The sequence below is a fragment of the Streptomyces sp. NPDC051684 genome, from assembly GCF_044453445.1.
GTDB lineage: Bacteria > Actinomycetota > Actinomycetes > Streptomycetales > Streptomycetaceae > Streptomyces.
Genome location: NZ_JBITCS010000006.1, coordinates 296,710 through 321,294, shown reverse-complemented (window position 1 = coordinate 321,294; position 24,585 = coordinate 296,710). Strand labels below are relative to the sequence as shown.

At 72.6% G+C, this 24,585-nt stretch carries 27 protein-coding genes; 18 read left to right on the top strand and 9 right to left on the bottom strand.

What is annotated here, in order from left to right; translation table 11 throughout:
- Positions 1–131: 131 nt before the first annotated feature.
- Positions 132–794, bottom strand: coding sequence for a ThuA domain-containing protein (locus ACIA8D_RS10510; RefSeq protein WP_399230652.1), 663 nt, complete (start codon positions 792–794; stop codon positions 132–134).
- 18 nt (positions 795–812) lie between these two features.
- Positions 813–1,466, bottom strand: a complete 654-nt coding sequence (locus ACIA8D_RS10505) for a DUF4389 domain-containing protein (protein WP_399230650.1) — start codon at positions 1,464–1,466, stop codon at positions 813–815.
- 98 nt (positions 1,467–1,564) lie between these two features.
- Between ACIA8D_RS10505 and ACIA8D_RS10500 the strand changes: the two genes are divergently transcribed.
- Positions 1,565–1,942 (top strand): VOC family protein, encoded by a 378-nt coding sequence (locus ACIA8D_RS10500; RefSeq protein ID WP_399230648.1) that lies wholly within the window; start codon positions 1,565–1,567, stop codon positions 1,940–1,942.
- On the opposite strand, the gene ACIA8D_RS10495 is transcribed toward ACIA8D_RS10500, so the two are convergent.
- Both ACIA8D_RS10495 and ACIA8D_RS10490 read right to left on the bottom strand, forming a co-directional pair.
- A complete protein-coding gene (locus ACIA8D_RS10495) occupies positions 1,935–2,639 on the bottom strand; it encodes a helix-turn-helix domain-containing protein (protein WP_399230645.1) in 705 nt (234 codons plus the stop codon). The genes ACIA8D_RS10500 and ACIA8D_RS10495 overlap by 8 nt on opposite strands.
- On the bottom strand, positions 2,636–3,568 hold the full coding sequence (locus tag ACIA8D_RS10490) for an AraC family transcriptional regulator (RefSeq protein WP_399230643.1): 933 nt from the start codon (positions 3,566–3,568) through the stop codon (positions 2,636–2,638). Before ACIA8D_RS10490 ends, ACIA8D_RS10495 begins: the two co-directional genes overlap by 4 nt.
- 90 nt (positions 3,569–3,658) lie before the next feature.
- On the opposite strand from ACIA8D_RS10490, the gene ACIA8D_RS10485 reads away from it, so the two are divergent.
- Positions 3,659–4,504, top strand: a complete 846-nt coding sequence (locus ACIA8D_RS10485) for an NAD(P)H-binding protein (protein ID WP_399230642.1) — start codon at positions 3,659–3,661, stop codon at positions 4,502–4,504.
- 19 nt (positions 4,505–4,523) lie between these two features.
- Here ACIA8D_RS10485 and ACIA8D_RS10480 read toward each other — a convergent pair whose 3' ends face one another.
- Complete coding sequence (locus tag ACIA8D_RS10480) at positions 4,524–5,684, bottom strand: YihY/virulence factor BrkB family protein (RefSeq protein ID WP_399230640.1); 1,161 nt, start codon at positions 5,682–5,684, stop codon at positions 4,524–4,526.
- Between the two features lie 90 nt (positions 5,685–5,774).
- Here ACIA8D_RS10480 and ACIA8D_RS10475 point away from each other — a divergent pair, with 90 nt between their 5' ends.
- Together ACIA8D_RS10475 and ACIA8D_RS10470 are read left to right on the top strand one after the other, a co-directional pair.
- Positions 5,775–7,409: an acyl-CoA dehydrogenase family protein gene (locus tag ACIA8D_RS10475; RefSeq protein ID WP_399230638.1), complete on the top strand. Its 1,635-nt coding sequence runs from the start codon at positions 5,775–5,777 to the stop codon at positions 7,407–7,409.
- A gap of 266 nt (positions 7,410–7,675) precedes the next feature.
- The gene (locus tag ACIA8D_RS10470) at positions 7,676–8,974 is read left to right on the top strand and encodes a GAF domain-containing protein (RefSeq protein ID WP_399230636.1); all 1,299 of its coding nucleotides are present in this window, start codon (positions 7,676–7,678) and stop codon (positions 8,972–8,974) included.
- A gap of 136 nt (positions 8,975–9,110) precedes the next feature.
- Here the strand turns inward: ACIA8D_RS10470 and ACIA8D_RS10465 are convergent, their stop codons facing one another.
- From ACIA8D_RS10465 to ACIA8D_RS10455, 3 genes are read right to left on the bottom strand one after another with little or no spacing between them, the layout of a single operon-like run.
- Positions 9,111–9,839, bottom strand: coding sequence for a triose-phosphate isomerase (locus ACIA8D_RS10465; RefSeq protein WP_399230634.1), 729 nt, complete (start codon positions 9,837–9,839; stop codon positions 9,111–9,113).
- Positions 9,836–10,306 carry a ribose-5-phosphate isomerase gene (locus tag ACIA8D_RS10460; protein ID WP_399230632.1) on the bottom strand — a complete coding sequence of 157 codons (471 nt, stop codon included), beginning with the start codon at positions 10,304–10,306 and terminating at the stop codon, positions 9,836–9,838. Before ACIA8D_RS10460 ends, ACIA8D_RS10465 begins: the two co-directional genes overlap by 4 nt.
- Entirely contained in the window at positions 10,303–10,980 is a 678-nt protein-coding gene (locus tag ACIA8D_RS10455) for a DAK2 domain-containing protein (protein WP_399230631.1), read from the bottom strand. The genes ACIA8D_RS10460 and ACIA8D_RS10455 overlap by 4 nt, the downstream gene beginning before the upstream one ends.
- Between ACIA8D_RS10455 and ACIA8D_RS10450 the strand changes: the two genes are divergently transcribed.
- From ACIA8D_RS10450 to ACIA8D_RS10385, 14 genes are all read left to right on the top strand, one after another.
- Positions 10,979–11,254 carry a hypothetical protein gene (locus tag ACIA8D_RS10450; RefSeq protein WP_399230630.1) on the top strand — a complete coding sequence of 92 codons (276 nt, stop codon included), beginning with the start codon at positions 10,979–10,981 and terminating at the stop codon, positions 11,252–11,254. The genes ACIA8D_RS10455 and ACIA8D_RS10450 overlap by 2 nt on opposite strands.
- Positions 11,251–12,135, top strand: coding sequence for a 4-hydroxythreonine-4-phosphate dehydrogenase PdxA (locus tag ACIA8D_RS10445; RefSeq protein ID WP_399230629.1), 885 nt, complete (start codon positions 11,251–11,253; stop codon positions 12,133–12,135). Before ACIA8D_RS10450 ends, ACIA8D_RS10445 begins: the two co-directional genes overlap by 4 nt.
- 201 nt (positions 12,136–12,336) lie before the next feature.
- Positions 12,337–12,858 carry a DUF1266 domain-containing protein gene (locus ACIA8D_RS10440; protein WP_399230627.1) on the top strand — a complete coding sequence of 174 codons (522 nt, stop codon included), beginning with the start codon at positions 12,337–12,339 and terminating at the stop codon, positions 12,856–12,858.
- A gap of 49 nt (positions 12,859–12,907) precedes the next feature.
- Positions 12,908–13,396, top strand: coding sequence for a MarR family winged helix-turn-helix transcriptional regulator (locus ACIA8D_RS10435; RefSeq protein ID WP_399230625.1), 489 nt, complete (start codon positions 12,908–12,910; stop codon positions 13,394–13,396).
- Between the two features lie 139 nt (positions 13,397–13,535).
- A complete protein-coding gene (locus ACIA8D_RS10430; RefSeq protein ID WP_399230623.1) occupies positions 13,536–15,629 on the top strand; it encodes an MMPL family transporter in 2,094 nt (697 codons plus the stop codon).
- A gap of 267 nt (positions 15,630–15,896) precedes the next feature.
- Positions 15,897–16,484 (top strand): GNAT family N-acetyltransferase, encoded by a 588-nt coding sequence (locus tag ACIA8D_RS10425; protein ID WP_399230622.1) that lies wholly within the window; start codon positions 15,897–15,899, stop codon positions 16,482–16,484.
- A gap of 290 nt (positions 16,485–16,774) precedes the next feature.
- The gene (locus tag ACIA8D_RS10420) at positions 16,775–18,472 is read left to right on the top strand and encodes a nitrite/sulfite reductase (protein WP_399230620.1); all 1,698 of its coding nucleotides are present in this window, start codon (positions 16,775–16,777) and stop codon (positions 18,470–18,472) included.
- Entirely contained in the window at positions 18,469–18,648 is a 180-nt protein-coding gene (locus tag ACIA8D_RS10415) for a hypothetical protein (protein ID WP_399230619.1), read from the top strand. Before ACIA8D_RS10420 ends, ACIA8D_RS10415 begins: the two co-directional genes overlap by 4 nt.
- A complete protein-coding gene (locus ACIA8D_RS10410) occupies positions 18,645–19,355 on the top strand; it encodes a phosphoadenylyl-sulfate reductase (protein ID WP_399230617.1) in 711 nt (236 codons plus the stop codon). Before ACIA8D_RS10415 ends, ACIA8D_RS10410 begins: the two co-directional genes overlap by 4 nt.
- 14 nt (positions 19,356–19,369) lie before the next feature.
- Positions 19,370–19,936, top strand: a complete 567-nt coding sequence (gene cysC / locus ACIA8D_RS10405; protein WP_399230615.1) for an adenylyl-sulfate kinase — start codon at positions 19,370–19,372, stop codon at positions 19,934–19,936.
- Positions 19,933–20,868 (top strand): sulfate adenylyltransferase subunit CysD, encoded by a 936-nt coding sequence (cysD, locus tag ACIA8D_RS10400; protein ID WP_399230613.1) that lies wholly within the window; start codon positions 19,933–19,935, stop codon positions 20,866–20,868. Before cysC ends, cysD begins: the two co-directional genes overlap by 4 nt.
- A 2-nt stretch (positions 20,869–20,870) precedes the next feature.
- Positions 20,871–22,220: a sulfate adenylyltransferase subunit 1 gene (locus ACIA8D_RS10395; protein ID WP_399230611.1), complete on the top strand. Its 1,350-nt coding sequence runs from the start codon at positions 20,871–20,873 to the stop codon at positions 22,218–22,220.
- A 13-nt stretch (positions 22,221–22,233) separates the two neighbouring features.
- Positions 22,234–22,767 (top strand): hypothetical protein, encoded by a 534-nt coding sequence (locus ACIA8D_RS10390; protein WP_399230609.1) that lies wholly within the window; start codon positions 22,234–22,236, stop codon positions 22,765–22,767.
- A gap of 8 nt (positions 22,768–22,775) precedes the next feature.
- Positions 22,776–23,516 (top strand): sirohydrochlorin chelatase, encoded by a 741-nt coding sequence (locus ACIA8D_RS10385; protein WP_399230608.1) that lies wholly within the window; start codon positions 22,776–22,778, stop codon positions 23,514–23,516.
- A 7-nt stretch (positions 23,517–23,523) separates the two neighbouring features.
- On the opposite strand, the gene ACIA8D_RS10380 is transcribed toward ACIA8D_RS10385, so the two are convergent.
- On the bottom strand, positions 23,524–24,510 hold the full coding sequence (locus ACIA8D_RS10380) for a DUF5937 family protein (RefSeq protein ID WP_399230606.1): 987 nt from the start codon (positions 24,508–24,510) through the stop codon (positions 23,524–23,526).
- Positions 24,511–24,585 lie beyond the last annotated feature (75 nt).

The window sequence follows — 24,585 nt, the reverse complement described above, 5'->3', positions numbered from 1 at the left end:
CCCGGGGGGTGTGCGGGCCCCGCGCGGCCGGCGGCCGCCACCCCGGGGCCGCTTTGGGGGGTTCGCACCGGGGCTAGGGCTTGTCGTTTGGATCAGGCCCCGCGAGCCCGGCCTGATCCAAACGACAGGCCCTAGGTACGTCGCGCCGCCCAGTGGATCGCTCCCGCCAGGTGTGCGCGGAACGCCGGGTCCGAGTAGGCCTCGGTGGCGTGGCCCAGCGCCGTGTAGAACATGCGGCCCGGACCTGGCGGCGCCGGGTCCCTGCACCACACCAGCGGGTGGTCGCCGCCCATCGTCGCCCCCTCGTACGAGGACTCGTCGGCGTACGCGAGGACCCGCACCGTCGGATCCTCGCGCGGGTCGGAGCGGAAGTCGTACCACTCGTCGGTGAACTCCCAGCGGTGCGGCAGGTGTTGGGTGGCCGGGTGGTCGTGATCGGTGACCCGGACGCGGCCGGGCTGGTACGCGGGGTGGCGGTCGAAGCGTGCCGCGAGAAGGCCCCCGTAGTACGGCCAGCCGTACTCCGTGCAGGCCGCCGCGTGCACGCCGACGAAGCCGCCGCCCACGTCGACGTACGCCGCGAGCCGCTCGCGCCCGGCGGGGGTGAGGACGTCGCCGCTGGTGGAGAGGAAGACGACGACCTCCGGGCGGGCGTCGAGGGCCCGCTCGAACTCGGCCGGGTCCTCGGTGCGGCGCACGTCGAAGCCGAGCGCCCGCAGCGCCCCGACCGCCCCCGGGATGGAGTCGTGGCGGTAGTCGGCGGTGCGGGTGTGGACGAGTGTCGTGACAGGCATGCCCGGAGGCTAGGGGAGCTAGAGCGGCTCGCGCTCGCCCTGGTCGAGGCGGAACGGCGGGTACGTGTCCGTCATCAGTCCCCCGTACGCCGCCACGCGCGCCGCCCAGCGGTGCAGGCCGATGTTGAGGTCGTACATGCCGCGCGGGTACGTACCGGTGAACAGGACCGCGACGGCCGCGTAGAACGTGAGCAGACCCGCGACGCCGCCGGCCGAGCTGGAGCCGCCCACGAGCAGCGACACGATCAGCCACTGGGGCAGCACGAGCAGCCACCACTTCACCAGGACCAGGCCGCGCGAGAGGCGCTCGGGGTAGGCGACGTCGAGGCGGGCCGGGTAGTCGGGGGCCGGGCCGAGCGTGAACGGCGGGTAGCGGTCGGTGCCGAGGGCTCCGTACGAGTAGTAGCCGACGCGCCAGGCCCAGCGCATCACGCCGACGTTGAAGTCGAAGAGGAGACGCGGGTAGCGGGTCGTGAACAGGATCGCGAACAGGGCGACAAGGGTGACGAGGGCGGAGCCCACGAAGAGGAACGCCAGGACGAGGTAGTGCGGCAGCGCGAGCAGCCACTTCACCAGCCAGAGCCACCGGGAGACGGCGGGGTCGTAATCGGCTTCCAGGGTGACCGGGCTCGCGGGCCGCGCGGTCGCTACGAGAGTCTCGTTATATGCCATATGCCTCGTGTACGGCGGTTTCAGGGCGTGCACAAGGAGACGCGCGGTGTCCGTTTCGTACAAGACGGGTCACGGTCGCGCTTCCTACGGTGGACCGCATGAACGAGACCCGAATCCGCATGGACGCCATCGGCGTCGCCACCACCGACCTGTCCGCCTCACTGGCCTTCTACCGCCGCCTCGGCCTCACGTTCCCCGAGGGGGCCGAACAACTCCCGCACGTGGAGGCGGAGTTGGCGGGTGGCATCCGGCTGATGTTCGACCCGGTACCCGGCGCCGGGGAGCACGGCCGGGGCCGTGTCGCGCTCGCGTTCCACTGCGGGGACGCCGCGGGCGTCGACGCCGCGTACGAGGAGCTGACCGGGGCGGGGGCCCACGGCGAGGCCAAGCCGTGGGACGCGCCGTGGGGGCAGCGGTACGCCGTCGTGCTCGACCCGGACGGCAATCAGGTGGACCTGTTCGCGCCGCTCAGCTGAGCAGCAGCCGCCCGAGCGTCGTTCCCGTCAAGTCCCGTACGTCGCGGGCAAGATGGGCCTGGTCCGCGTACCCCGCGCGGGCCGCCGAATCGGCGAACGGGACGTCGGCGCGGGCCAGCGCCAGGGCCCGTTGCAGCCGCAGGACGCGGGCGAGGGTCTTGGGGCCGTAGCCGAACGCGGCCAGCGAGCGGCGGTGCAGGGTGCGGGCGCCGAGGCCCGTCTCTTCGGCGACCTCGGTGACGCCGCGGCCCGCGCCGAGCGCCCGCGCCACGTGGGTGAGCAGCGGGTCGGGCGGGCCCGCGGCGGCGGCGAGCCGGGCCGCCAGGGCCTCCAGTTCGGCCGCCGGGTCGGCGGCCGCGTCCAGGCGCTCGGTCAGCCGCCGGGCCTCGGCGCCGCGCCACAGGTGCGCCAACTCGGCGCGGGTGTCCCGCAGTTCGTGCGCCGGTACACCGAGGTAGCCGGGCGCGGTGCCGGGGGCGAAGCGGATGCCCGCGTAGCGGCGCCCTTCGCCGGGGCCCGTGGGGTGGGCGCGGGTGTCGGGTCCCGCGACGAAGAGCCGGCCCTCGTTCCAGATCAGGTCCATGCAGCCGTCGGGCAGGACCGGGGACGCCGCTCCCCCGTCGCGCGCCACCGTCCGGGTCCACACGGTCGCCCCGGGCACCCGCGCGGCCGCCCGCTCCGCGTAGCTCCCGGTCATGTCCGGTACTCCTGCGGGCTCACCCCGTACTCCCGCTTGAACGCGGTGGACAGGGCGAACGCGCTGCCGTACCCGACGCGCCGGGCGATCGCCGCGACGGTCGCCTCGCCTTCCCGCAACAGGTCCGCGGCCAGCGCGAGGCGCCAGCCGGTCAGATACGTCATCGGGGGCTCGCCCACGAGTTCCGTGAAGCGGCGGGCGAGCGCGGCCCGCGAGACACCGGAGCGCTCGGCGAGCTCGACGACCGTCCAGGGGTGGGCGGGATCGTCCTGGACGAGGCGCAGCGCGCGGCCCACGACCGGGTCGCCCATCGCCCGGTACCAGGCGGGCGCGTCGGCCTCGGGGCGGGAGAACCAGGCACGCAGGGAGGCGATGAGCAGCAGGTCGAGGAGGCGGTCGAGGACGACGTCCTGGCCGGGCTCGTCGCGCACGATCTCCTCCGCGAGCAGCGGCGTGAACGGGCACTGCCACACCTCGGTGGGCAGCACGAGCAGCGGGGGCAGCGCGTCGAGCAGGCGCGCGGTCAGCTCGCCGCGCAGCTGGTACGTGCCGATGAGCATCTTCGCCGGGGCGTCGGGGCCCTCGCCCCACTCCCGTACGCCGAACTCCTTGTAGCGCCCGATGTGCGCGGGGCCCAGCGGACGGCACACCTGGCCGGGGCCGATCTCGGCGCGGGGTTCGGTGGCCGGGTCGTCGCCGCAGACGTACGGGTCCGGGCCGCGGGCGATGGCGATGTCGCCGGGGCGGATGTGCCGGGGCTTGCCGTCGTCGCCGTCCGGCAGGATCCACGCCTCGCCCTCGACCATGATCATCACGGAGAGCGGCGCCCCGTCGGCGATCCGCACGGCCCACGGCGGCTCGAAACCGGCCCGGATCATGAAGGCCCCGCGTGCCCTCGGCCCTTCCAGGAGCCCTGCGAGTACGTCCATGGGGGCAGCGTAGAGGCAGCTGGACGGACGCGTATGGCGGTGAGCGGCTCGGCGATGTCGGGGGGAGGCGCGCGGCGGTTGAGTGGAGGCATGACACAGACGGAGCGGAACACACGGACGGTACTGGTGACCGGGGCGACCGGTCGTACGGGGCGCCGGGTCGCCGACGCGGCACGCGCGGCCGGGCTGAGCGTGCGGGCGGCCTCCCGGTCGGCCGCGGTGCGGTTCGACTGGGAGCAGCCCGGGACCTGGGACGCGGCGCTGCGCGGCGCCGACGGGGCGTATCTGGCGTTCCCCACGGACATCGGGGCGCCGGACGCCGCGGACCTGGTGGGTGCGCTGGCGCGGCGGGCGGTGGAACTCGGGGTGGAGCGGCTCGTGCTGCTGTCGGCGCGCGGCGAGGACCAGGCGCTGCCCGCCGAGGCGGCGCTGCGGGAGTCGGGGGCCGAGTGGACCGTGCTGCGGTGCGCGTGGTTCCAGCAGAACTTCAGCGAGGGCCCGCTGGCGGACCAGGTGCGCGGCGGGGAACTGGCGTTCGCGGCACCGGAGGCGCTGCGCGAGCCGTTCATCGACGCGACGGACATCGCGGAGGTCGCGGTGGCGGCGCTGCGCGAGCCGTCGGGGCGGTACGCGGGCGAGGTCCTGGAACTGACCGGGCCCGCGCTGCTCACGTGGGGCGAGGGCGTCGCGGCCGTCGCGGCGGCCACCGGGACCGGGAAGCGTTATGTCCCGGTCCCGGTGCGGGAGTACGGGGCCGCGCTGGGCGGGCTCGGAGTGCCGGAGGAGGAAGTGGCGTTCCTGGTGGAGCTGTTCACGACGCTGCTCGACGGGCGGAACGCCTCGGTCACCGGCGACGTGGAGCGGGTGCTCGGGCGCGCGCCGCGCGCGTTCGCGGAGTTCGCGGAGCGGGAGGCCGCGGCCGGCGCCTGGAAGTAGCCGGCCGCCCCGGAGGCGGTCAGTCCTCCTCTTCGTCCCCCGGACCGTCACCGTTCTTGCGGACATGCGTGCGCAGCCGCGACGTGACGTCCTCCGGGGGCAGGAACTTCGACCAGCGCTCCGGGAACTCGGACGGCATGCCCGGGTCGTCGCCGTCCTCCAGGTCCTCGTCGTCGTCCGGCAGGTCGAGGGCGGCCGCCCGCGCCACCTGCTCGGCGGCGGCCGCCGTGCGCAGGCGTTCGTTCGCGGCGCGCGCCGCCGCCGTCGCGACCGACGGCCACACCCGGTCGATCGCCGCGTTCACCGCGGCGCCGACGAGCACCGCGAACGCCGAGACACCGATCCACAGCAGCACGGCGACCGGTGCGGCCAGCGAGCCGTAGATGGTCGGGCCCTCGATGGTGTTGGTGAGGTAGAGGCGCAGCAGGAAGCTGCCGGGGATCCACATCGCGAGCGACACGAGGGCGCCCGGCACGTCCTCGATCCACGGCGAACGCACCGGCACGGACACGTGGTACAGCGTCGTGAGGAACGCGATCGACAGTACGAGGACCACGGGCCAGTAGAAGATCTGCACGAGGGACTGGGACCAGGGCACGAGGCCGATCACCGCGTCGGGGCCCGCGATCATCAGCGGCAGCGCGATCGCGCCGACGACGAGCCCCACCAGGAAGAGCAGGAAGGCGAGCAGCCGCGTCTTCACGATGCCGCGCACACCGTCGAGTCCGTACATCACGGTCACCGTGTCCACGAACGTCGACACCGCGCGCGAGCCCGACCACAGCGAGAGCAGGAAGCCGATGGAGATGACATCGGGCCTGCCGCCCTTGATGACGTCGTCCAGGATCGGTTCTGCGATCTCCTTGACGCCCTGGTCGGTCAGGACCGTGCGGGAGGCCTCCAGGATGTTGTCGCGGACGCCCGCGATGGTGTCGGCGCCGGTCCAGGTGTCGACGTAGGCGAGCAGCCCCACCAGGGACAGCAGCAGCGGCGGGACCGACAGGAGCGTGAAGAACGCCGCCTCGGCCGCGAGGCCCAGGATGCGGTACTCCATGCACGAGTTGACGGTGTCCTTCAGGAGCAGCCAGGCCGTCTTCCGTTTCGAGACGTTGTGATAGAGGACACGCGCCCGGTGAAGACGTCCGGACGGCGGTTCGGGGGATTCACTTGCTGGCTGCACGCCTCAACGGTATCCGTCGCGAGGGACGGCGTCCGACGTCAGGCCCGGCCTGTGGTGGGGTTTGCGGTGGCGCGGGTAGGTTCGACAGACATGGCAGGCAGCACGCATACCGTCACCAACCAGGTCCCTCCGCTCGACGGATACGACGTCTTCTCCGCCGACCGGGCCCTGACGCAGGGTCTGAAGCGGCACCTGGACCCGGCACTTCTGGACGAGACCCTCGCGGACCTCACACTTCTCGGTCGCACCGCGGGCTCCGCGCAGGCCCAGGAGTGGGGCCGGCTCGCGAACGAGAACCCGCCGCGGCTTCGCACCCACGACCGCTACGGCCACCGGATCGACGAGGTGGAGTTCCATCCGGCGTGGCACCGGCTGCTCGGCAAGGGCGTGTCGTCGGGCCTCACCTCGGCGTGGACGCGGCCGGGCGGCCATCTGCGGCGCGCCGCCGCGTTCCTGGTGTGGTCGCAGGTGGAGGCGGGACACCTGTGCCCGCTGTCGATGACGCACGCGGCGGTGCCCGCACTGCGCGCGGAACCGGAACTCGCCGCCGTCTGGGAGCCGCTGCTGACGTCCTCGATCTACGACTCCGGGATGCGCCCCACGGCGCGGAAGGCCGGGGCGCTCCTCGGCATGGCGATGACGGAGAAGCAAGGGGGCAGCGACGTACGCGCCAATACGACACGGGCCGTAGCACTGTCCGAGGCCGGGACGTACGCGCTCACGGGCCACAAGTGGTTCTGCAGCGCGCCGATGTCGGACGGTTTCCTGGTCCTCGCGCAGACGGACGCGGGACCCACGTGTTTCCTCGTGCCGCGCGTCCTGGACGACGGCACCCGCAACCCGTTCGCCCTCCAGCGCCTCAAGGACAAACTGGGCAACCGGTCGAACGCGTCGGCCGAGGTCGAGTTCGACGGGACGTGGGCGCGCCGGGTCGGCGAGGAGGGCCGCGGGGTGCCCACCATCATCGAGATGGTGGCGGCGACCCGGCTCGACTGCGTGCTCGGCTCCGCGGCCCTGATGCGGCAGGCGGTGGCGCAGGCGACCCACCACTGCGCGTACCGCGAGGCGTTCGGCGCGAAGCTGATCGACCAGCCGCTGATGAGCAACGTACTGGCGGATCTGGCCCTGGAGTCGGAGGCCGCGACGACGCTCGCGCTGCGGCTCGCGGCGGCGTACGAGGACGGCGGCGAGCAGGAGCGGGCCTTCCTGCGGATCGCGGTGCCCGCGGCCAAGTACTGGGTGACGAAGCGCTGTACGCCGCTGGTGGCGGAGGCCCTCGAATGCCTCGGCGGCAACGGGTACGTGGAGGAGTCCGGCATGCCGAGGCTGCTGCGCGAGTCGCCGCTGAACTCGATCTGGGAGGGCGCCGGGAACGTGCAGGCCCTGGACGTCCTGCGGGTGTTGCAGCGGGAGCCGGGGGCGCTCGACGCGCTCCTCGTCGAGGTCGGCAGGGCGCGCGGCGCCGATCTCCGGCTCGACGCGGCGGTGAAGGACCTGCTGACCGAACTCGGCGACCTGGACGGCATCGAGGCGCGGGCGCGGCGGCTCGTGGAGCGGATCGCGCTGGTGCTGCAGGGTTCGCTGCTGGCGCGCTACGGGCCGGACGACGTGTCGGACGCGTTCTGCGCGGCGCGGTTCGGGGGCGACCGGGGCGCGGGGTTCGGGACGTTGCCGCACACGCTGGACCTGGCGGCACTCGCGGAACGGGCGCGTCCGCAATTGTGAGCGTCCGGACGTCTGCCGGGCCCGGGTACTGACCCGGCCCGGATACTGACGCGGGGATGGTGCTGCGCCGACACGGCACCATCCCCGCTCATCAGGCCCCTAGAGGAGCTCGAACGCCGCCGCAGCGGCGTTGCTCTCAGTTTCAAACGCCGCACGCGTGTTCACCAGGGTTGCAGGGGGTTGCAACGTTCCTCGGGAAGACCCACCCTTGCCGGGGCTCTCAGGTGCAGGATGGGCACAACTCCCCACAACCGAGGATCCTCCGCATGAACAAGGACTCGACGATCGACCTCACGCGGTTGTCCGCCATGGACGTGGCCCATTCGTCCCGGCTGCTCAAGGGGGTGCGCGAGGCCACGCTCTCGGGACTGCGGCCGAGGGTGCGACCGCGTCCGGTGATCGGCGACTCGTGGCAGCGGATGCTGCGGGACGGCGTCGACCCGGACCACGACGTCCGGGCCGGTCTGCTCAGCGCGGAGGAGCTGGAGGAGAAGCGGCAGGCCTCCCCGCTCCTGCCGCTGCTGCCGATGCTGCGCGAGGCGCTGGTGACGGTGGCCGACGCGGCGCAGCACATCATGGTGATCAGCGACGCCGAGGGCCGGATCCTGTGGCGCGAGGGGCACCCCGGAGTGCTGCGCATGGCCGACAGGCTCGGCTTCGAACTGGGTGCGCACTGGGCGGAAGACGTCGTCGGCACGAACGGGATCGGCACGCCGCTGGTGACCCGTCGCCCCGAGCAGGTGTTCTCCGCCGAGCACTTTGTGCAGTCGCAGCACCCGTGGATCTGCACGGGCGCCCCGGTGACGGACCCGCGCGACGGGCGGCTCCTCGGGGTCGTCGACATCAGCGGGCCGATGGACACGATGCATCCGGCGACGCTGTCGTGGGTGCACTCGGTGGCGCAGCTCGCCGAGGCCCGGCTGCGCGAACAGTTGCGGGGCGGCCTGGAGCGGCTGCGCACGGTCGCCGCGCCGGTCCTCGCGCGGATGAGCGGGCGGGCGCTCGCGGTCGACGAGTACGGGTGGGCGGCGGCGGTCACCGGGATGCCGCCGGTGGACCGGGTGGCGCTGCCCAAGTCCCTCGCGGAGGGCTGCTGCTGGGTTCCGGCGCTCGGCTCGTGCGGCGTGACTCCGCTGCCGGGCGGCTGGCTGCTGCTGGTGGACGAGGAGCCGCCGCCGCTCGACGCCACCCGAATAGCGCTCGACGTGAGCAGGCCGCGCCGCTGGTCCCTTGAGGTGTCCGGGGCGGCGGCCACCTGGACCCACGAACTGAGCCCGCGGCACGCCGAGTTGCTGTACGTCCTGGCGCTGCACCCGGCGGGCCGCAGCGCCTCCGAGCTGGCCGACGACCTGTTCGGCGACCGGGCCCGCACGGTGACGGTGCGCGCCGAGATGTCCCGCGTCCGCCGCTACCTAGGCGCCCTCCTCGCACACCGCCCCTACCGTTTCGCGGACGACGCGGAGGTGGCGGTGGCCCTGCCGGACGACCTACGGGACCTGCTCCCCCACTCGGTGGCACCGGCGGTGGCGGCGGCGCGGGACCACTCAAGCCCCGCCGGCGATTGAGGTGCCGGACCACTCAAGCCCCGCCGGCGATTGAGGTGCCGGACCACTCAAGCCCCGCCGGCGATTGAGGCGCGGGGTCCGGGGCAGAGCCCCGAGTCCGCAACGCCGGTGCCGCACCCATCACCCGGGGCCCCACCTACCCCGCAGCCAACGCAACCATCTTCAGATACGCATCCACATCCCACGCGGCCCGCCCCACGAACAACCCCCGCACCCCCGGAAGCTCAAGCAACCACGGCGCGTTCCCGAGGTCGACCGACCCCCCGTACAGCACGCCGCGCACCGGAAGTTCCGCCAGCCCCGCGAGGGCAGGCGCGATCTCCTCGGCCCGGGGCGGCCGCCCCTGCGCACCGATCGCCCACACCGGCTCGTACGCGAGCAGCACCGCCCCCGGGTCCGACTGCCCTTCGAGCGCCGCCTCGGCCTGCGCCCGTACGACGTCGGCACCGCGCCCCGCGTCCCTGGCCGCCGCGGACTCGCCGACGCAGACCAGCGGCGTGAGGCCGTGGCGCAGCGCGGCCGCCGTCTTGAGCCGGACCGTCTCGTCGGTCTCGGCGAAGTGGGCGCGCCGCTCCGAGTGGCCGATCTCGACGAGCCGCGCGCCCGCGTCGGCGGCCTGCGGCACGGAGATCTCCCCGGTCCAGGCGCCCTCGTCGTCCCAGTGCGCGTTCTGCACGCCGGTCAGCACGGGCGAGCCGGGGCCGAGGGTGTCGGCGACGACGGAGGCCGCGGTGGCGGAGGGGATCAGGAAGGGTCGCACGCCGTCGATGCCGTCACCGACCGCGGCCCGCACGCGCGCGGCGTAACCCGCGGCCTCGGAACGGGTCTTGGTCATCTTGAAGCTGGTCCCGATCCAGCGGATCACGCGCTGTCCTCCTGCTCGTACGTGGTGATGGCGGCGACCTTCGCGGCCGAGGCGGAGTGCGGGTCGAAAGTGTAGGTGAGCCATTCGCGGGCCAGGCGGCGGGCGAGTTCCAGGCCGATGACGCGCTGGCCGGGGCAGAGCACCTGCGCGTCGTTGGAGAGCACGGCGCGTTCCACGGAGAAGGAGTCGTGGGCGGTGACGGCGCGGATGCCGGGGACCTTGTTCGCGGCGATGGCGACGCCGAGTCCGGTGCCGCACACGAGCAGCGCCCGGTCGGCGCGGCCCTCCGCGACGAGCCGCGCCGCGTCGACCGCGACGTGCGGGTAGGCGGTGTCCTCGCCGCCGGGCGTGATGCCGGCGTCGATGACCTCGGACACGGCGGCGCTGTCCTTGAGGTCGGCCTTGAGCGCCTCCTTGTAGTCGAGTCCCGCGCTGTCGCAGCCGACGACCACGCGCAACGTGTTCATGCGTCCTCCTGCGGGGTGAGTGCCGTGACGATCAGGGCGAAGGAGACGGCTCCCGGGTCGGGAGTGCCGAGGGTGCGGTCGCCGTGGGTGCGGGCGCGGCCGAGGCGGGCCGGGATGCGGGCGGTGTCCTCGGCGGCGCGGGTCGCGGCCCGTGCCGCTGCCGCCCAGCCGTCGTGCGGGAGGCGTTCGGCGAAGGGGGCGGCGGCGTCGACGAGCGTCTTGTCGCCGGGCCGCGCCCCGCCGAGCCGCACGACCGCTTGGACCGCTTCGACCGACTGCCGTACGGCATGCACGAGTTGGTCGTACGTCACCGTGTCCCGGTCACCGGCGACGGCGCCCGCCGCGGTGAGGGCGGCGCCCCACAGTGCGCCCGATGTGCCGCCCGCGCCGTCGGACCAGTCCTCGCCCGCCCGGACGAGGACGGTGCCGGCTCCCGCTCCGGCGGTGAGCGCCCGGTCGGCGGCCGCGCAGGCGGCGTCGGCGCCGCGGCGGGACCCGGGGGTGCCGGGGGCCGGTTCGGGTGGGCTCGCGGTCGCGGTGAGGTCGTCGGTGCGGTCGGGGCGCGGGGCGAGGCGGCCGCGCCGGAAGGCGGGGGCGAGGGCCGGGGCCCGCCACAACTCCGCCAGCCCGTCGTCCTCCTCGAAGAAGGTGAGGGTGAGGGAGAGGCCCGCCATGTCCAGGCTCGTGACGTGCTCGCCGACCTCGGGGGCGACGGGCTCGATCCCGGCTGTGGCGAGCCCGCTGTTCGAGAAGGCGCTGGTGCAGACGTCGGCGCTGTCGGGCGAGGACTCGCTGCTCATCCTGCACAGCCCGGCCGCCGTGTCGATCCTGCTGCTCGCCGTGGTGCTGGTGGCGGGGCCGCCGGTGACGCGACGGCTGCGCCGCGCCCGTACCGTCCCCGAGGCCGCCGAGGCCCCCGCACCCAAGACCCCGGAGAAGACACCATGAGCAAGCGCGACCCTGAACTACCGCGCGTGGCCGTGACGTTCGGCGACCCCGCCGGGATCGGCCCCGAGCTGGTGGCCCGGCTCCTGGACGACCCGAAGACCCGCGAGTCCGCCGACCTCGTGCTCCTCGCCGACGAGGAGGAGCTGCGCTCGGCGGGCGAGGACGCGGGGCTCGACCTGGGCTGGGCACGGGGGTTGCTGCACGCCGGCCCCGCACCCGAGCGCCCGGCAGGCGGCTTCCAGCGCAAGGCGGCGACGGCGGAGGGCGGGCGCTGGGCGCTCGGCCACCTCAAGACCGGCCTCGACCTGGCACGGGCGGGCGAGGTCGACGCCATACTGTTCGCCCCGCTCAACAAGTCGTCGCTGCATCTGGCCGGGATGACGGCGAGCGACGAACTGCGCTGGTTCGAGGCGGAGTTGGGCGTCGACTCCTTCACCTCGGAACTGAACGCGGTGCCGGGCCTGTGGACCGCGCGCGTCACCTCGCACGTGTCCCTCGCGGACGTCGCCGCCGGGATCACGTACGAGAGGGTGACGGCGGCGGGCCGGCTCCTGGACCGGGTGCTGCGCGGCGCGGGCGTCGAGGCACCGCGCATCGGGGTGTGCGCGCTCAATCCGCACGCGGGCGAGAACGGTCACTTCGGGCGCCACGAACTCGACATCATCACGCCCGCGATCGACGGCCTGCGCGAGGCGGGCCTCGACCTGAGCGGCCCCTTCCCCTCCGACACGATCTTCGGTGTGACCATCGCGGGCGGTCTGCCGATTCCGATCTGCACGCCGGCGCATGGCACTGCGTTCGACTTGGTCGGTCGGGGGGCCGCCAACACGGGGTCCGTCCGGAACGCGTTCGAGCCGGCGGTGCGGTTGGCGCGGCGGTGACTTTGTTCGCGGTCGGGGCGGGCTTGCGTCGCGGGGCTCTGCCCCGGGCCCCGCGCCTCAATCGCCGGCGGGGCTTGGATGCCCACGCCTTCGGTACAGTCCGCGCCCATGGTCTTCACACGTATCAAGCCGAGGACAAGGCGTATATACCGGACGCCCCTCACGCCGCACCAGCTCTGGATGGTGTCGTTGAGTGCGCCCGTGCGGACGGGGAAGGACGCGTCGCGCGACACGCTTCATCCGTTCACGCGCGTCGACGAGGAGAAGGCGCGGCGCCGGCTTGCCGAGCAGTGGGAGACCGGGAACCGGGACGCGTTGCTCGGGCGGCTCGGGGTGCTCGCGGGGTCGGGGTTCCGGGAGCAGGTCCGGGGCCGGCTCGGCGTCGAGCCGCTGGCATGGGACATCGCCCTGTACGCGGACATGGCGCGGTGCGGCTTCGCCGCCGGGCTGCTATCCGAGGCGGACGCCTGGAACCTGCTGAAGAACGTGGTGCCGCGGGTGGCGGGCACGTACGACTCCTGGCGGGAGTACGGCGAGCACTATCTGCTCGGGCTCGGCGTCTGGCGGGAGGGTGTGCGGGGCACGGACTCCGAGGCCCTGCTGCCCGCGCAGGCTGTGGCCGAGGCGCATGTGAAGTCCCTGCTCGACCCGGCGAACCGCAAGAGCCCGTGGCACCGGGCACCCCTCGACGTCATTCGCCGCCCCGACCTGCGGCCCGAGTAAGCTGGCGCACCCTCGTACAGGATCAAGTGGAAGAGAAGTCGTGGTGGTCGTGGGTGGACAGACCGGGGAGAGCGACGAAGGGGCCGCGCCCGCGTCGCCGGACCTGCGGCGCCTCGCGGTGGAGCTGCGCCGCCTGAACGGGGAGCTGACCCGCGTGGCGCACGGCTTCGCCGCGGGCCAGGAGCTGCACCCCACGGACGTCCAGGCGCTGTCCGTCCTCCTCGACTCCACCGAGCCCGTCACCCCGAGCCTGCTGCGCCGCCGCCTGGGCCTGACGTCCGGCGCGGTGAGCGCCTGCGTGGACCGGCTGGAGCGCGCCGGTCATCTGCGGCGGGTGCGGGAGAGCACGGACCGGCGGGTGGTGCACCTCCAGTACGTGCCGGGGGCGCAGGCACGGGCGCGCAAGTATTTCGGGCCGCTCGCGGAGGCGACGGACCGGGTGCGGGGCGACTTCAGCGCGGCGGAACTCGATGTCGTGGTGCGGTTCCTGGGCTCGCTCAACGAGGAGCTCTCGGCGGTCGAGAGCCCCCGGACGTAGATCGGGGCGCGGTCGCCGCATCCGCGGGGCCACTCGCGGCGGAAGGGCAGGCGTATGCCACCATCCGATTAGCTCAACCGTTGAGATACTTTGTGATTGAGCTTGTTCGGCCGTTCCGTCCGCCCTCCCTGGGAGAACCATGCCCCGCACCCACCGACGCGCCCGCTGGCTCGTGCCGATCGTCCTGCTGTTCGGCTGGCTCGCCATCGGTGGCACGCTCGGTCCGTACGCCGGCAAGCTCGGCGAGGTCGCCACCAACGACCAGGCCGCTTTCCTGCCGCAGGGCGCCGAGTCCACGCGCGTGATCGACGCACAGCGCGCCTTCAGCGAGGACGAGACGCTCCCCGCGGTGGTCGTGTGGACCGCCGACGGGCAGGGCCCCATAACCGACGCCCAACGCACCGCCGCCACCCGCGCGTTGGGCTCGCTGAAGGGCGAGCCCGGCATTGTGGGACAGGCGTCGCCCGCCCTGCCGTCGCAGGACCGCGAGGCCCTCCAGGGGGTCGTACAACTGCGGCCGGACCTGGGGGACGAACTCGCACCGACGCTCGAAAGGATCGAGTCCGCGGCGTCGAAGGTGCCGGGCACCACGGCCGCCGTCGCGGGTCCCGCGGCCAGCCAGGCCGACCTGTCCGACGCCTTCGCCGGGATCGACGGCCTGCTGCTCTCGGTCGCCCTGCTGGCGGTCCTGGTGATCCTCATCCTGGTCTACCGCAGCATCCTGCTCCCCTTCGTGATCATCTTCGGCGCGGTGTTCGCGCTGGGCGCCGCCTGCGCCGTCGTCTACGCCCTCGCCGACCACGACGTCGTCCGCGTCGACGGACAGGTGCAGGGCATCCTGTCGATCCTCGTCATCGGCGCCGCGACCGACTACGCGCTGCTGCTCACCGCCCGCTACCGCGAGGAACTCGCCGCCCACAGCGACCGGTTCACCGCGATGCGGGCCGCGTTGCGCCGCTCGACGGGGGCGATCGTGGCCAGTGCCGCGACCGTCGCCCTCGGCCTGCTCGCACTGCTCCTGAGCGACCTCACGAACAACCGGGCGCTCGGCCCGGTCGGCGCCATCGGTATCGGCTGCGCCGTCCTGAGCACGCTCACGTTCCTGCCCGCCGCCCTGGTGCTGCTCGGCGGCGCCGCGTACTGGCCCGCGAAGATGCGGGCCGACGACGGGTCCGGGGCCGGGCACGGCGTCTGGCGGCGCGTCGCGCGGGCGGTGGAGCGGGCGCCGCGCAAGATCTGGGCGGTCGCCCTCGCCGGTCTTCTGGTGTGCGCGGCCTTCGCTCCGGCGCTCGACTCCAAGGGCGTTCCGCTCGACGAGATCTTCGTCAACGACGCCCCCTCGGTGGCCGCGCAGGCCACGCTGGCCGAGCACTTCCCCGGCGGCTCCGGCAACCCCGCCGTGGTGATCGCGGACGCCGGACACCGGGACGAGGTCGTCTCGCGGGCCGGGAAGGTCGACGGCGTCGCGAGCGCGGCGGTCCTGAGCGAGCAGGGGCGGCCCGGCGGCGGTCCCGCCCGCGTCGTGGACGGCAAGGTACGCGTGGACGTCACGCTGAAGGACCCGGCCGACAGCGACGCGGCCAAGGCGACGGTCTCCCGGCTGCGCACCTCGCTGCACGCGGTGGACGGCGCGGACGCGCTCGTCGGCGGCTACACCGCGCAGCAGTACGACACCCAGCACACCGCCGAACGCGACCGCATGCTGATCGTTCCCGTGGTCCTCGCCATCATCCTGGTGATCCTCGTCGGACTGCTGCGGTCCCTGCTGATGCCGCTCCTGCTCGTGGCGACGGTGGCGCTCAACTTCGTGGCCACGCTGGGCGTCTCGGCGCTCGTCTTTGAGCACGTGTTCGGCTTCAGCGGCACCGACGCGTCCGTGCCGCTGTACGGGTTCGTGTTCCTGGTCGCGCTCGGCGTGGACTACAACATCTTCCTGATGTCGAGGGCCCGCGAGGAGTCCCTGGAGCACGGGGCCCGGGAAGGGATCCTGCGGGCGCTCGTCGCGACGGGCGGTGTGATCACGTCGGCCGGTGTGGTGCTCGCCGCCACGTTCGCCGCGCTCGGCGTGATCCCGCTCGCCTTCCTGGTGCAGATCGCGTTCATCGTGGCCTTCGGCGTGCTGCTCGACACGCTGGTCGTGCGCTCGCTGCTCGTCCCCGCGCTGGTCCGGGACATCGGCCCGAAGTCCTGGTGGCCGGGACGCCTCAGCCGCGGCCGCGACCACGACGACTGAGACGCCCCACCGTGTGCGTCCTCCGCGGCCGGCCGTACCGGGCGTCGGCCGCGGTGCCGACCTCCACAGCCAGACAGTCGCCGAACACCTCCCCGATGGAGCCGGCTCCAACGAGGTGCCGAACCCGAGGACTGGACCGGATCGGCATCGGTACAACCTCCGGATGGGCTGGTACGGATGCGAGGGGTGGTGGACGCGCGTTGCGGGATCCTCCCGCATCCTGAACGCCCTTGGCCATAGCGCGTCGGCCGTGATCCGATGAGCCGCATGAGCAGCAGCAACACCCTCACCGTCACCACGTGGTCGCTGGAGCAGACCGCGCCCGCCGACCTGCGCCCCGCGACCCCGCCGGAGGGCGACGACGTGCGCGTCGCGCGCGCCGAGGTTCCCTCCCCGGAGTTCAGCCGCTTCCTGTACGCGTCCGTGGGCGGCGACATCCGCTGGCTCGACCGGCTCGGCTGGACCTACGCGCGGTGGCAGGAGCAGCTGTCGCGTCCGGGAGCCGAGACGTGGGTCGCGTACGAGAAGGGCACGCCCGCCGGGTACGTGGAGCTGGACGCGCAGGACGACGGTGTGGTCGAGGTCGTCTACTTCGGCCTGATCCCGGCGTTCCGGGGGCGACGGATCGGCGGGCACCTGCTGTCGTACGCGGTCGCGCGCGCGTGGGACCTGGCGGAGCGCTGGCCCGACCGGGAGCCGACGCGGCGGGTGTGGCTGCACACGTGCAGCAAGGACGGGGAGCACGCGATGGCCAACTACGAGCGGCGCGGCTTCAAGGTGTTCCACACGGCGACCGAAGAGGAGCCGGACCTTCCGACCGCGGGCCCGTGGCCGGGGGCCTTCCCCACAGTGTGACCGACACCACGATTGTCCGCGATGCGAGACGATCTCGTCCACATCGCGGATAATGGTGGACCGGGCCCAAAGTCCCGTGACACGCTTTCGTCATGTCTACAGCTGGAACCGCCTTGGTGAGTCGACGCCACGTCGACTTCGGCCGCATGTCCAGCGCCATCTGTCCGGCGCGCTGATCTCTCCAGCACCGCCGATCTCTCGTCACATCTGATTCCCTGCGCACCGCCGCGCCCTTGCCGCGAAGTGCGCTGGTCAGACCCGCCTTAAGCCTGCCTGAAGGACACACATCCATGGCTGCCACCCCGGATACGCCTACCCCCGTCACGCCCCGCCGCAAGGTGAGCCGTCACCGTGGCGAGGGCCAGTGGGCCGTGGGCCACTTCACTCCGCTCAACGGCAACGAGCAGTTCAAGAAGGACGACGACGGTCTCAATGTACGGACACGTATTGAGACGATCTACTCCAAGCGCGGCTTCGACTCGATCGACCCCCAGGACCTGCGCGGACGTATGCGCTGGTGGGGTCTGTACACCCAGCGCAAGCCCGGCATCGACGGCGGCAAGACGGCCGTCCTGGAGCCGGAGGAGCTGGACGACGAGTACTTCATGCTGCGGGTGCGCGTCGACGGCGGCCGGCTGACCGTGCCGCAGCTGCGCGCGATCGGCGAGGTCTCCGAGCAGTACGCCCGCGGCACCGCCGACATCACCGACCGGCAGAACATCCAGCTGCACTGGATCCGCATCGAGGACGTCCCCGCGATCTGGGACAAGCTGGAGGCCGTGGGCCTGTCCACGACCGAGGCCTGCGGCGACTGCCCCCGAGTGATCATCGGCTCCCCGGTGGCCGGCATCGCCGCCGACGAGATCATCGACGGCACCCCGGCCGTGGACGAGATCCACGAGCGGTACATCGGCAGCAAGGAGTTCTCCAACCTGCCGCGCAAGTTCAAGACCGCGATCTCGGGCTCCCCTGTCCAGGATGTGGTCCACGAGATCAACGACGTGGCCTTCGTCGGCGTCGAGCACCCCGAGCACGGCCCCGGCTTCGACCTCTGGGTCGGCGGCGGCCTGTCCACCAACCCCAAGCTCGCGCAGCGTCTCGGCACCTGGGTGCCGCTGGACGAGGTCGCCGACGTCTGGGCCGGTGTGGTCGGCATCTTCCGCGACTACGGCTACCGCCGCCTGCGCAACCGCGCCCGCCTGAAGTTCCTGATGGCGGACTGGGGCGCGGAGAAGTTCCGCGAGGTCCTCGAGAACGAGTACCTGAAGCGGGGGCTCGTCGACGGCCCCGCGCCCAAGGAGCCCGCGCAGAAGTGGCGCGACCACATCGGCGTCCACCAGCAACAGGACGGTCGCTTCTACGTCGGGTTCGCGCCGCGCGTCGGCCGGGTGGACGGCACCACGCTCACCAAGATCGCCGAACTGGCCGGTGCCCACGGTTCGGACCGGCTGCGGACCACCGTCGAGCAGAAGATGATCATCCTCGATGTCACCGAGGACCAGATCGACTCGCTCGTCGCCGGTCTGGAGGCGCTGGACTTCCAGGTCAAGCCCTCGCCGTTCCGGCGCGGCACGATGGCCTGCACCGGCATCGAGTTCTGCAAGCTCGCCATCGTCGAGACGAAGCAGCGCGGTTCGCAGCTGATCGACGAACTGGAGAAGCGGCTCCCGGAGTTCGACGAGCCGCTGACCATCAACCTCAACGGCTGCCCGAACGCCTGCGCCCGTATCCAGGTCGCGGACATCGGTCTCAAGGGGCAGCTCGTACTCGACGACGAGGGCAACCAGGTCGAGGGCTACCAGGTGCACCTCGGCGGCGCGCTCGGCCTGGAGGCCGGGTTCGGCCGCAAGGTCCGCGGCCTGAAGGTCACGTCGGCCGAACTGCCGGACTACATCGAGCGCGTCCTCAAGAACTACGAGGCCGAGCGCGAGGACGGCGAGCGCTTCGCGACCTGGGCGGCCCGCGCATCCGCGGAGGCCCTGTCATGAGTGAGCGTGCCGCGCCGTTCCACTGCCCGTACTGCGGTGACGAGGATCTTCGCCCCGGCGAAGAGGGTCACGGCGCCTGGGAGTGCGCGGCCTGCAACCGGGCCTTCACGTTGAAGTTCCGCGGGCTGCTCGCCCGCGGGGTTCAGCGCAACGACGGTGGAGGGGAACAGATATGACGACGGCTCAAGCCCCCACGGACACGGATGAGTTGAAGGCGCTCGCCGAACAGGCCGGGCGTGACCTGGAGGACGCGTCGCCGCTGGAGATCCTCCGGTGGGCGACGGAGACCTTCGGCGCCAAGTTCTGCGTGACCTCGTCCATGGAGGACGCGGTCGTCGCCCACCTCGCCTCCCGCGCGATGCCCGGAGTCGACGTCGTCTTCCTCGACACCGGCTACCACTTCGAGGAGACGATCGGCACCCGGGACGCCGTCGAGGCCGTGATGGACGTCAACGTCATCACACTCACGCCCCGGCAGACCGTCGCCGAGCAGGACGCCGAGTTCGGCCCGAAACTGCACGACCGCGATCCCGATCTGTGCTGCGCGATGCGCAAGGTGAAGCCCCTGGAAGAGGGCCTCGCCGGATACGCCGCGTGGGCCACGGGACTGCGCCGCGACGAGTCCCCGACCCGCGCGAACACCCCCGTCGTCGGCTGGGACGAGAAGCGGCGGAAGGTCAAGGTCTCGCCGATCGCTCGCTGGACCCAGGACGACGTCGACGCCTACATCACCGAGCACGGCGTCCTCACCAACCCGCTCCTGATGGACGGCTACGGCTCCGTGGGCTGCGCCCCGTGCACCCGCCGCCTGCTGGAGGGCGAGGACGCGCGCGCCGGACGGTGGTCGGGCCGGTCCAAGACCGAGTGCGGACTGCACGGCTGACCGGGCCTGAACCCATGAACGAAACACGGACTTTGGAGAACCAAGTGACCGGAGCCACGATCTGGCTCACGGGTCTGCCGTCCGCCGGCAAGACCACCATCGCGTACGAGCTGGCGAACACGCTGCGCGCCGAGGGCCGCAAGGTCGAGGTGCTGGACGGCGACGAGATCCGCGAGTACCTCTCGGCGGGCCTCGGCTTCAGCCGCGAGGACCGGCACACGAACGTCCAGCGCATCGGCTACCTCGCCGAACTCCTGGCCCGCAACGGCGTGTTGGCGCTCGTCCCGGTCATCGCCCCGTACGCGGACAGCCGTGAGGCCGTCCGCAAGCGCCACCAGACCGGCGGCACCGGATACCTGGAGGTGCACGTGGCCACGCCCGTGGAGGTGTGCTCCGACCGCGATGTGAAGGGCCTGTACGCCAAGCAGGCCGCCGGTGAGCTGTCCGGGCTCACCGGGGTCGACGACCCGTACGAGGCGCCCGAATCGCCCGACCTGCGCATCGAGTCGCAGAACCAGACCGTGCAGGAGTCCGCGGCAGCGCTCCGTGCGCTGCTCACCGAGAGGGGTCTCGCCGCATGACGACCGTAGCCACAGTGACCGAGGACACCGATTCCCCCTACGCGCTCAGCCACTTGGACGCGCTGGAGTCCGAGGCCGTGCACATCTTCCGCGAGGTGGCGGGCGAGTTCGAGCGGCCGGTGATCCTGTTCTCCGGCGGCAAGGACTCCATCGTCATGCTGCACCTGGCGCTGAAGGCCTTCGCGCCGGCCGCGATCCCCTTCTCCCTGCTGCACGTCGACACGGGGCACAACTTCCCCGAGGTCCTCGACTACCGCGACCGCACGGTGGAGAAGCACGGCCTGCGCCTGCACGTCGCCTCCGTGCAGGAGTACATCGATGCCGGCAAGCTGCGCGAGCGCCCCGACGGGACCCGCAACCCGCTCCAGACCGTGCCGCTGACCGAGAAGATCCAGCAGGAGAAGTTCGACGCCGTCTTCGGCGGCGGGCGCCGCGACGAGGAGAAGGCCCGCGCCAAGGAGCGCGTGTTCTCCCTGCGCGACGAGTTCTCCCAGTGGGACCCGCGCCGCCAGCGCCCCGAACTGTGGCAGCTCTACAACGGCCGGCACGCCCCCGGCGAGCACGTCCGCGTGTTCCCGCTGTCCAACTGGACCGAACTGGACGTGTGGCAGTACATCGCCCGCGAGAACATCGAACTGCCGCAGATCTACTACGCGCACGAGCGCCCGGTCTTCAAGCGCAGCGGCATGTGGCTGACCGCGGGCGACTGGGGCGGCCCGAAGGACGACGAGACGGTCGAGACGCGGCAGGTCCGCTACCGCACCGTCGGCGACATGTCCTGCACCGGCGCCGTCGACTCGGACGCCACCACGATCGACAAGGTGATCGCCGAGATCGCCGTCTCCCGGCTCACCGAGCGGGGCGCCACCCGCGCCGACGACAAGATGTCCGAGGCCGCGATGGAAGACCGCAAGCGCGAAGGGTACTTCTAGACATGAGCACCACTGCCTCCGCCGCCGAGGAGCTGGCCGGGCTTTCGGCGACGACCCTGCTGCGGTTCGCCACGGCCGGTTCGGTCGACGACGGCAAGTCCACGCTCGTCGGCCGCCTGCTGCACGACTCCAAGTCGGTCCTCACCGACCAGCTGGAGGCCGTCGAGCTGGCCTCCAAGTCGCGCGGCGCCGCCGAGCCCGACCTCGCGCTGCTCACGGACGGCCTGCGTGCCGAGCGCGAGCAGGGCATCACGATCGACGTCGCGTACCGCTACTTCGCGACCCCGCGCCGCCGCTTCATCCTGGCGGACACCCCGGGGCACGTGCAGTACACGCGGAACATGGTGACCGGCGCCTCCACCGCCGACCTCGCCGTGGTCCTCGTCGACGCCCGCAACGGCGTCATCGAGCAGACCCGCAGGCACGCCGCGGTCGCCGCGCTGCTTCGCGTCCCGCACGTCGTCCTCGCCGTGAACAAGATGGACCTCGTCGACTACGAGGAGACCGTCTTCGCGAAGATCGCCGAGGAATTCACCGCGTACGCCGGGCAGTTGGGCGTCCCGGAGATCACCGCGATCCCGATCTCCGCGCTCACGGGCGACAACGTCGTGGAGCCGTCCGCCAACATGGACTGGTACGGCGGCCCGACCGTCCTGGAGCACCTGGAAACGGTGCCGGTCAGTCACGACCTCACCACGTGCCACGCGCGCCTTCCCGTCCAGTACGTGATCCGTCCGCAGACCGCCGAGCACCCGGACTACCGGGGCTACGCGGGGCAGATCGCGGCAGGAACGTTCCGTGTCGGCGAGTCCGTGACCGTGCTGCCCTCGGGCAAGACGTCGAAGGTCACCGGGATCGACCTGCTGGGCACGTCGGTCGACGTCGCGTGGACGCCGCAGTCGGTGACCCTCCTCCTGGAGGACGACATCGACATCTCGCGCGGCGACCTGATCGTGCCGAGCCACGACGCGCCCGCCACCTCGCAGGACATCGAGGCGACGGTGTGCCACGTGGCGGACACCCCGCTCAGCGTCGGTCAGCGCGTGCTGCTGAAGCACACCACCCGTACGGTCAAGGCGATCGTCAAGGAGATCCCGTCGCGGCTCACGCTCGACGACCTCTCCCAGCACCCGGAGCCGGGTCAGCTGGTCGCCAACGACATCGGCCGGGTCAAGGTGCGGATCGCCGAGGCGCTCGCCATCGACTCCTACGCGGACTCGCGCCGCACGGGCTCGTTCCTCCTGGTCGACCCGTCGGACGGCACGACGCTCGCGGCGGGCATGGCCGGCGAGTCCTTCGCCTCGGCGGAGGACCCCAAGGCGCTGGTGGACGAGGAGGGCTGGGACTTCTGAGTCCCGGACCGGCATGAGGGCGAGCGTGATGGCCGCGGCCTGGCAGGAAGCGCTCCCGGAGCTGATCCGGACGAGCGTCTCGTGCGGGCTGCTCGGCTTCCTGCTCGCCCTGGCGGCCGGCACGCTGCTCGGACTCGCCATGTCCCGTGTGCCGTCCGCGCGCGCGGTGGCAGGGCCGGTCCTGTCGGCTCTGCGGTGGCTGCCGTCGGTGGTGTGGGTGCCGGCCGTGATCCTGTGGCTGGGCCTGAACGCTCCGGTGATGTGCGCGGTGCTGCTGCTCGGCGCGGCGCCGCCGATCGCGCAGGGCTTCGGCTCGTCGCCGGCCGGCTACCTGGTGGGCGTCAAGCAGGGCTGGGCGTTCGCCTGGCGCGCGCTGCTGGCGGCCGTGCTGATCGCCTCGGCGACACCGGACGCCACCACCGCCGTACCGGCGGTCGTGCTCACGGTCCTGCTCGTCCTGACCGTCGGAATCGCCGTCGACCTGTTGATCCTCACCCCGTTGGAGCGGCGCGCGCAGCGCGACCGCGGACTCCTCGTCAAGAGCTGAGCCGACCGATGAGCCACTCCCCCGTCCTCCTCGTCATCGCCCACGGCAGCCGCGACCCGCGCCATGCCGCGACCGTGCACGCCCTGGTGGGCGAGGTGCGGGCGCAGAACCCCGGTGTGCGGGTGGAGACGGCGTTCCTGGAATTCAACGTCCCGTCGGTGCACGGGGTGCTGACGTCGCTCGCGGCGGACGGGGTCCGCGACGTGATCGCGCTGCCCCTCCTGCTCACCCGCGCCTTCCACGCGAAGACGGACATCCCGGCGGTGCTGCGCGAGGCGCCGCACGGCCTGCGGATCCGCCAGGCGGAGGTTCTCGGCCCCGACCCGCTGCTGGTCGCGGCCCTCGAACGGCGCCTGTACGAGGCGGGGTTGACCCCCGTCGACAAGCCCACGACCGGGGTCGTCCTGGCCTCGGCGGGCTCCTCCGACCCGGAGGCGATCGCAGTGATCGCTGAAATCGCGCGGGAGTGGCGGCACACCGGTTGGTGCGCCGTGCGGCCTGCGTTCGCCTCCGCATCCCTTCCCCGCACCGAGGACGCCGTGCGCGAGCTGCGCTCCCTCGGCTGCGAACGCGTGGCGGTCGCCCCGTACATCCTCGCCCCGGGCCGCCTGCCCGACCGGATCGCGACGGGCGCGGCCGAGGCCGACGTCCTCGCGGACGTCCTGGGCGCGGCGCCGGAGGTGGCGCGGGTCCTGATGGACCGTTACGAGTCGACTGCCGTACGGGAGTTGCTGGCGGTCGGCGCCTGAGCGGCGCTCACCCGCACAGCCGCTCCCCCAGCTCACTGCGCGCGTACCGCACGCTGCGCCCGCTGCGGGTGCGCAGCAGCAGACCGGCGTCGTAGAGGATCGACAGGTGCTGGCTGACCGCGCCCGGGGTGACGGCGAGGCGGTGGGCGAGCTCCGTGGTCGACGCGGGTTCCTCCAGCAGGCGCAGGATGCGGGCGCGGGCCGCGCCGAGCAGCCGGGTCAGTGCCTCGCTGGTCGCCGGGGGCGGGCTCTCCGAGATGGTGGCGCGGCCCCGGGCCGGATAGCTGAGCAGCGGCGGCAGGCCGGGGTCGATCATGGTGTGGGCGCCGTGGCAGAAGAGCGTGGGGACGAGGACGAGCCCGCGGCCCTCGATCGGTATCTCGGCCTCTGGCCACGGGTGGAGGCTGTCGTGCTGGACGAGGGTCAGCACGTCGCCGTCCCAGGACAGCCGCCGGTCGAGGCTGGTGAACAGGCCGCCCACGCCCGCGTCCGCGAGCACCTTGCCGCGGTAGGTGAGGTCGGCTTCCAGGACGGACTGGACGCGCGGCCACCAGTGCGGGGCGAGGCACTCGTGCCAGTAGGCCTCCAGCGCGTCGGCGATGCGGTGCCGGAACGCGGCCGGGTCGGCGAGCCCCGCACGCAGCACCGGTGGCAGACGGTCCGTCACGGTGTCGTAGGCGGCGGTGAGTTCGGGTTCGAGGAGCTCGGGCGGCACCGCGCGGATCTCGGCGAGCTGCCCCTCGAACGACGGGCGCGGGCGGCGCGGGCGTGGGGTCAGATAGTCCGGGAGCCACAGGTGAGGGGCGACGAGGGCGCCGAGCAGTTCGGTGTCGAGGCGCCGGAAGGCCGGGGCCAGGCGGCGCAGCCACGGCCGCTGGTGCGGATAGCGGGCGGGGTCGCGCCAGCAGCGCAGCGAGTACACCGCCTCTTGGAGGGGCGAGTACGCGAAGGACGTCCGGGCGAGGTCCCCCACGACGAACCGGAACTCGATCACGGCGCCGGTCCCCTCCTCAAATATTTAGCGCAAGGCTAAAGGATTGTCGCGGTGGCCGGGTACCCGGCTTCGCTG

Bases quoted from the DNA above. Each gene is read 5' to 3' on its own strand.
- ACIA8D_RS10385 (WP_399230608.1), top strand. From the start codon at position 22,776: ATGAGCCACTCCCCCGTCCTCCTCGTCATCGCCCACGGCAGCCGCGAC.
- ACIA8D_RS10500 (WP_399230648.1), top strand. From the start codon at position 1,565: ATGAACGAGACCCGAATCCGCATGGACGCCATCGGCGTCGCCACCACC.
- ACIA8D_RS10510 (WP_399230652.1), bottom strand. From the start codon at position 794: ATGCCTGTCACGACACTCGTCCACACCCGCACCGCCGACTACCGCCAC.
- ACIA8D_RS10455 (WP_399230631.1), bottom strand. From the start codon at position 10,980: ATGGCGGGCCTCTCCCTCACCCTCACCTTCTTCGAGGAGGACGACGGG.
- ACIA8D_RS10390 (WP_399230609.1), top strand. From the start codon at position 22,234: ATGAGGGCGAGCGTGATGGCCGCGGCCTGGCAGGAAGCGCTCCCGGAG.
- cysD (WP_399230613.1), top strand. From the start codon at position 19,933: ATGACGACCGTAGCCACAGTGACCGAGGACACCGATTCCCCCTACGCG.
- cysC (WP_399230615.1), top strand. From the start codon at position 19,370: ATGAACGAAACACGGACTTTGGAGAACCAAGTGACCGGAGCCACGATC.
- ACIA8D_RS10415 (WP_399230619.1), top strand. From the start codon at position 18,469: ATGAGTGAGCGTGCCGCGCCGTTCCACTGCCCGTACTGCGGTGACGAG.
- ACIA8D_RS10460 (WP_399230632.1), bottom strand. From the start codon at position 10,306: ATGAACACGTTGCGCGTGGTCGTCGGCTGCGACAGCGCGGGACTCGAC.
- ACIA8D_RS10490 (WP_399230643.1), bottom strand. From the start codon at position 3,568: ATGGACGTACTCGCAGGGCTCCTGGAAGGGCCGAGGGCACGCGGGGCC.
- ACIA8D_RS10475 (WP_399230638.1), top strand. From the start codon at position 5,775: ATGGCAGGCAGCACGCATACCGTCACCAACCAGGTCCCTCCGCTCGAC.
- ACIA8D_RS10395 (WP_399230611.1), top strand. From the start codon at position 20,871: ATGAGCACCACTGCCTCCGCCGCCGAGGAGCTGGCCGGGCTTTCGGCG.
- ACIA8D_RS10445 (WP_399230629.1), top strand. From the start codon at position 11,251: ATGAGCAAGCGCGACCCTGAACTACCGCGCGTGGCCGTGACGTTCGGC.
- ACIA8D_RS10410 (WP_399230617.1), top strand. From the start codon at position 18,645: ATGACGACGGCTCAAGCCCCCACGGACACGGATGAGTTGAAGGCGCTC.
- ACIA8D_RS10470 (WP_399230636.1), top strand. From the start codon at position 7,676: ATGAACAAGGACTCGACGATCGACCTCACGCGGTTGTCCGCCATGGAC.
- ACIA8D_RS10505 (WP_399230650.1), bottom strand. From the start codon at position 1,466: ATGGCATATAACGAGACTCTCGTAGCGACCGCGCGGCCCGCGAGCCCG.
- ACIA8D_RS10430 (WP_399230623.1), top strand. From the start codon at position 13,536: ATGCCCCGCACCCACCGACGCGCCCGCTGGCTCGTGCCGATCGTCCTG.
- ACIA8D_RS10450 (WP_399230630.1), top strand. From the start codon at position 10,979: ATGTCCAGGCTCGTGACGTGCTCGCCGACCTCGGGGGCGACGGGCTCG.
- ACIA8D_RS10485 (WP_399230642.1), top strand. From the start codon at position 3,659: ATGACACAGACGGAGCGGAACACACGGACGGTACTGGTGACCGGGGCG.
- ACIA8D_RS10420 (WP_399230620.1), top strand. From the start codon at position 16,775: ATGGCTGCCACCCCGGATACGCCTACCCCCGTCACGCCCCGCCGCAAG.
- ACIA8D_RS10425 (WP_399230622.1), top strand. From the start codon at position 15,897: ATGAGCAGCAGCAACACCCTCACCGTCACCACGTGGTCGCTGGAGCAG.
- ACIA8D_RS10495 (WP_399230645.1), bottom strand. From the start codon at position 2,639: ATGACCGGGAGCTACGCGGAGCGGGCGGCCGCGCGGGTGCCCGGGGCG.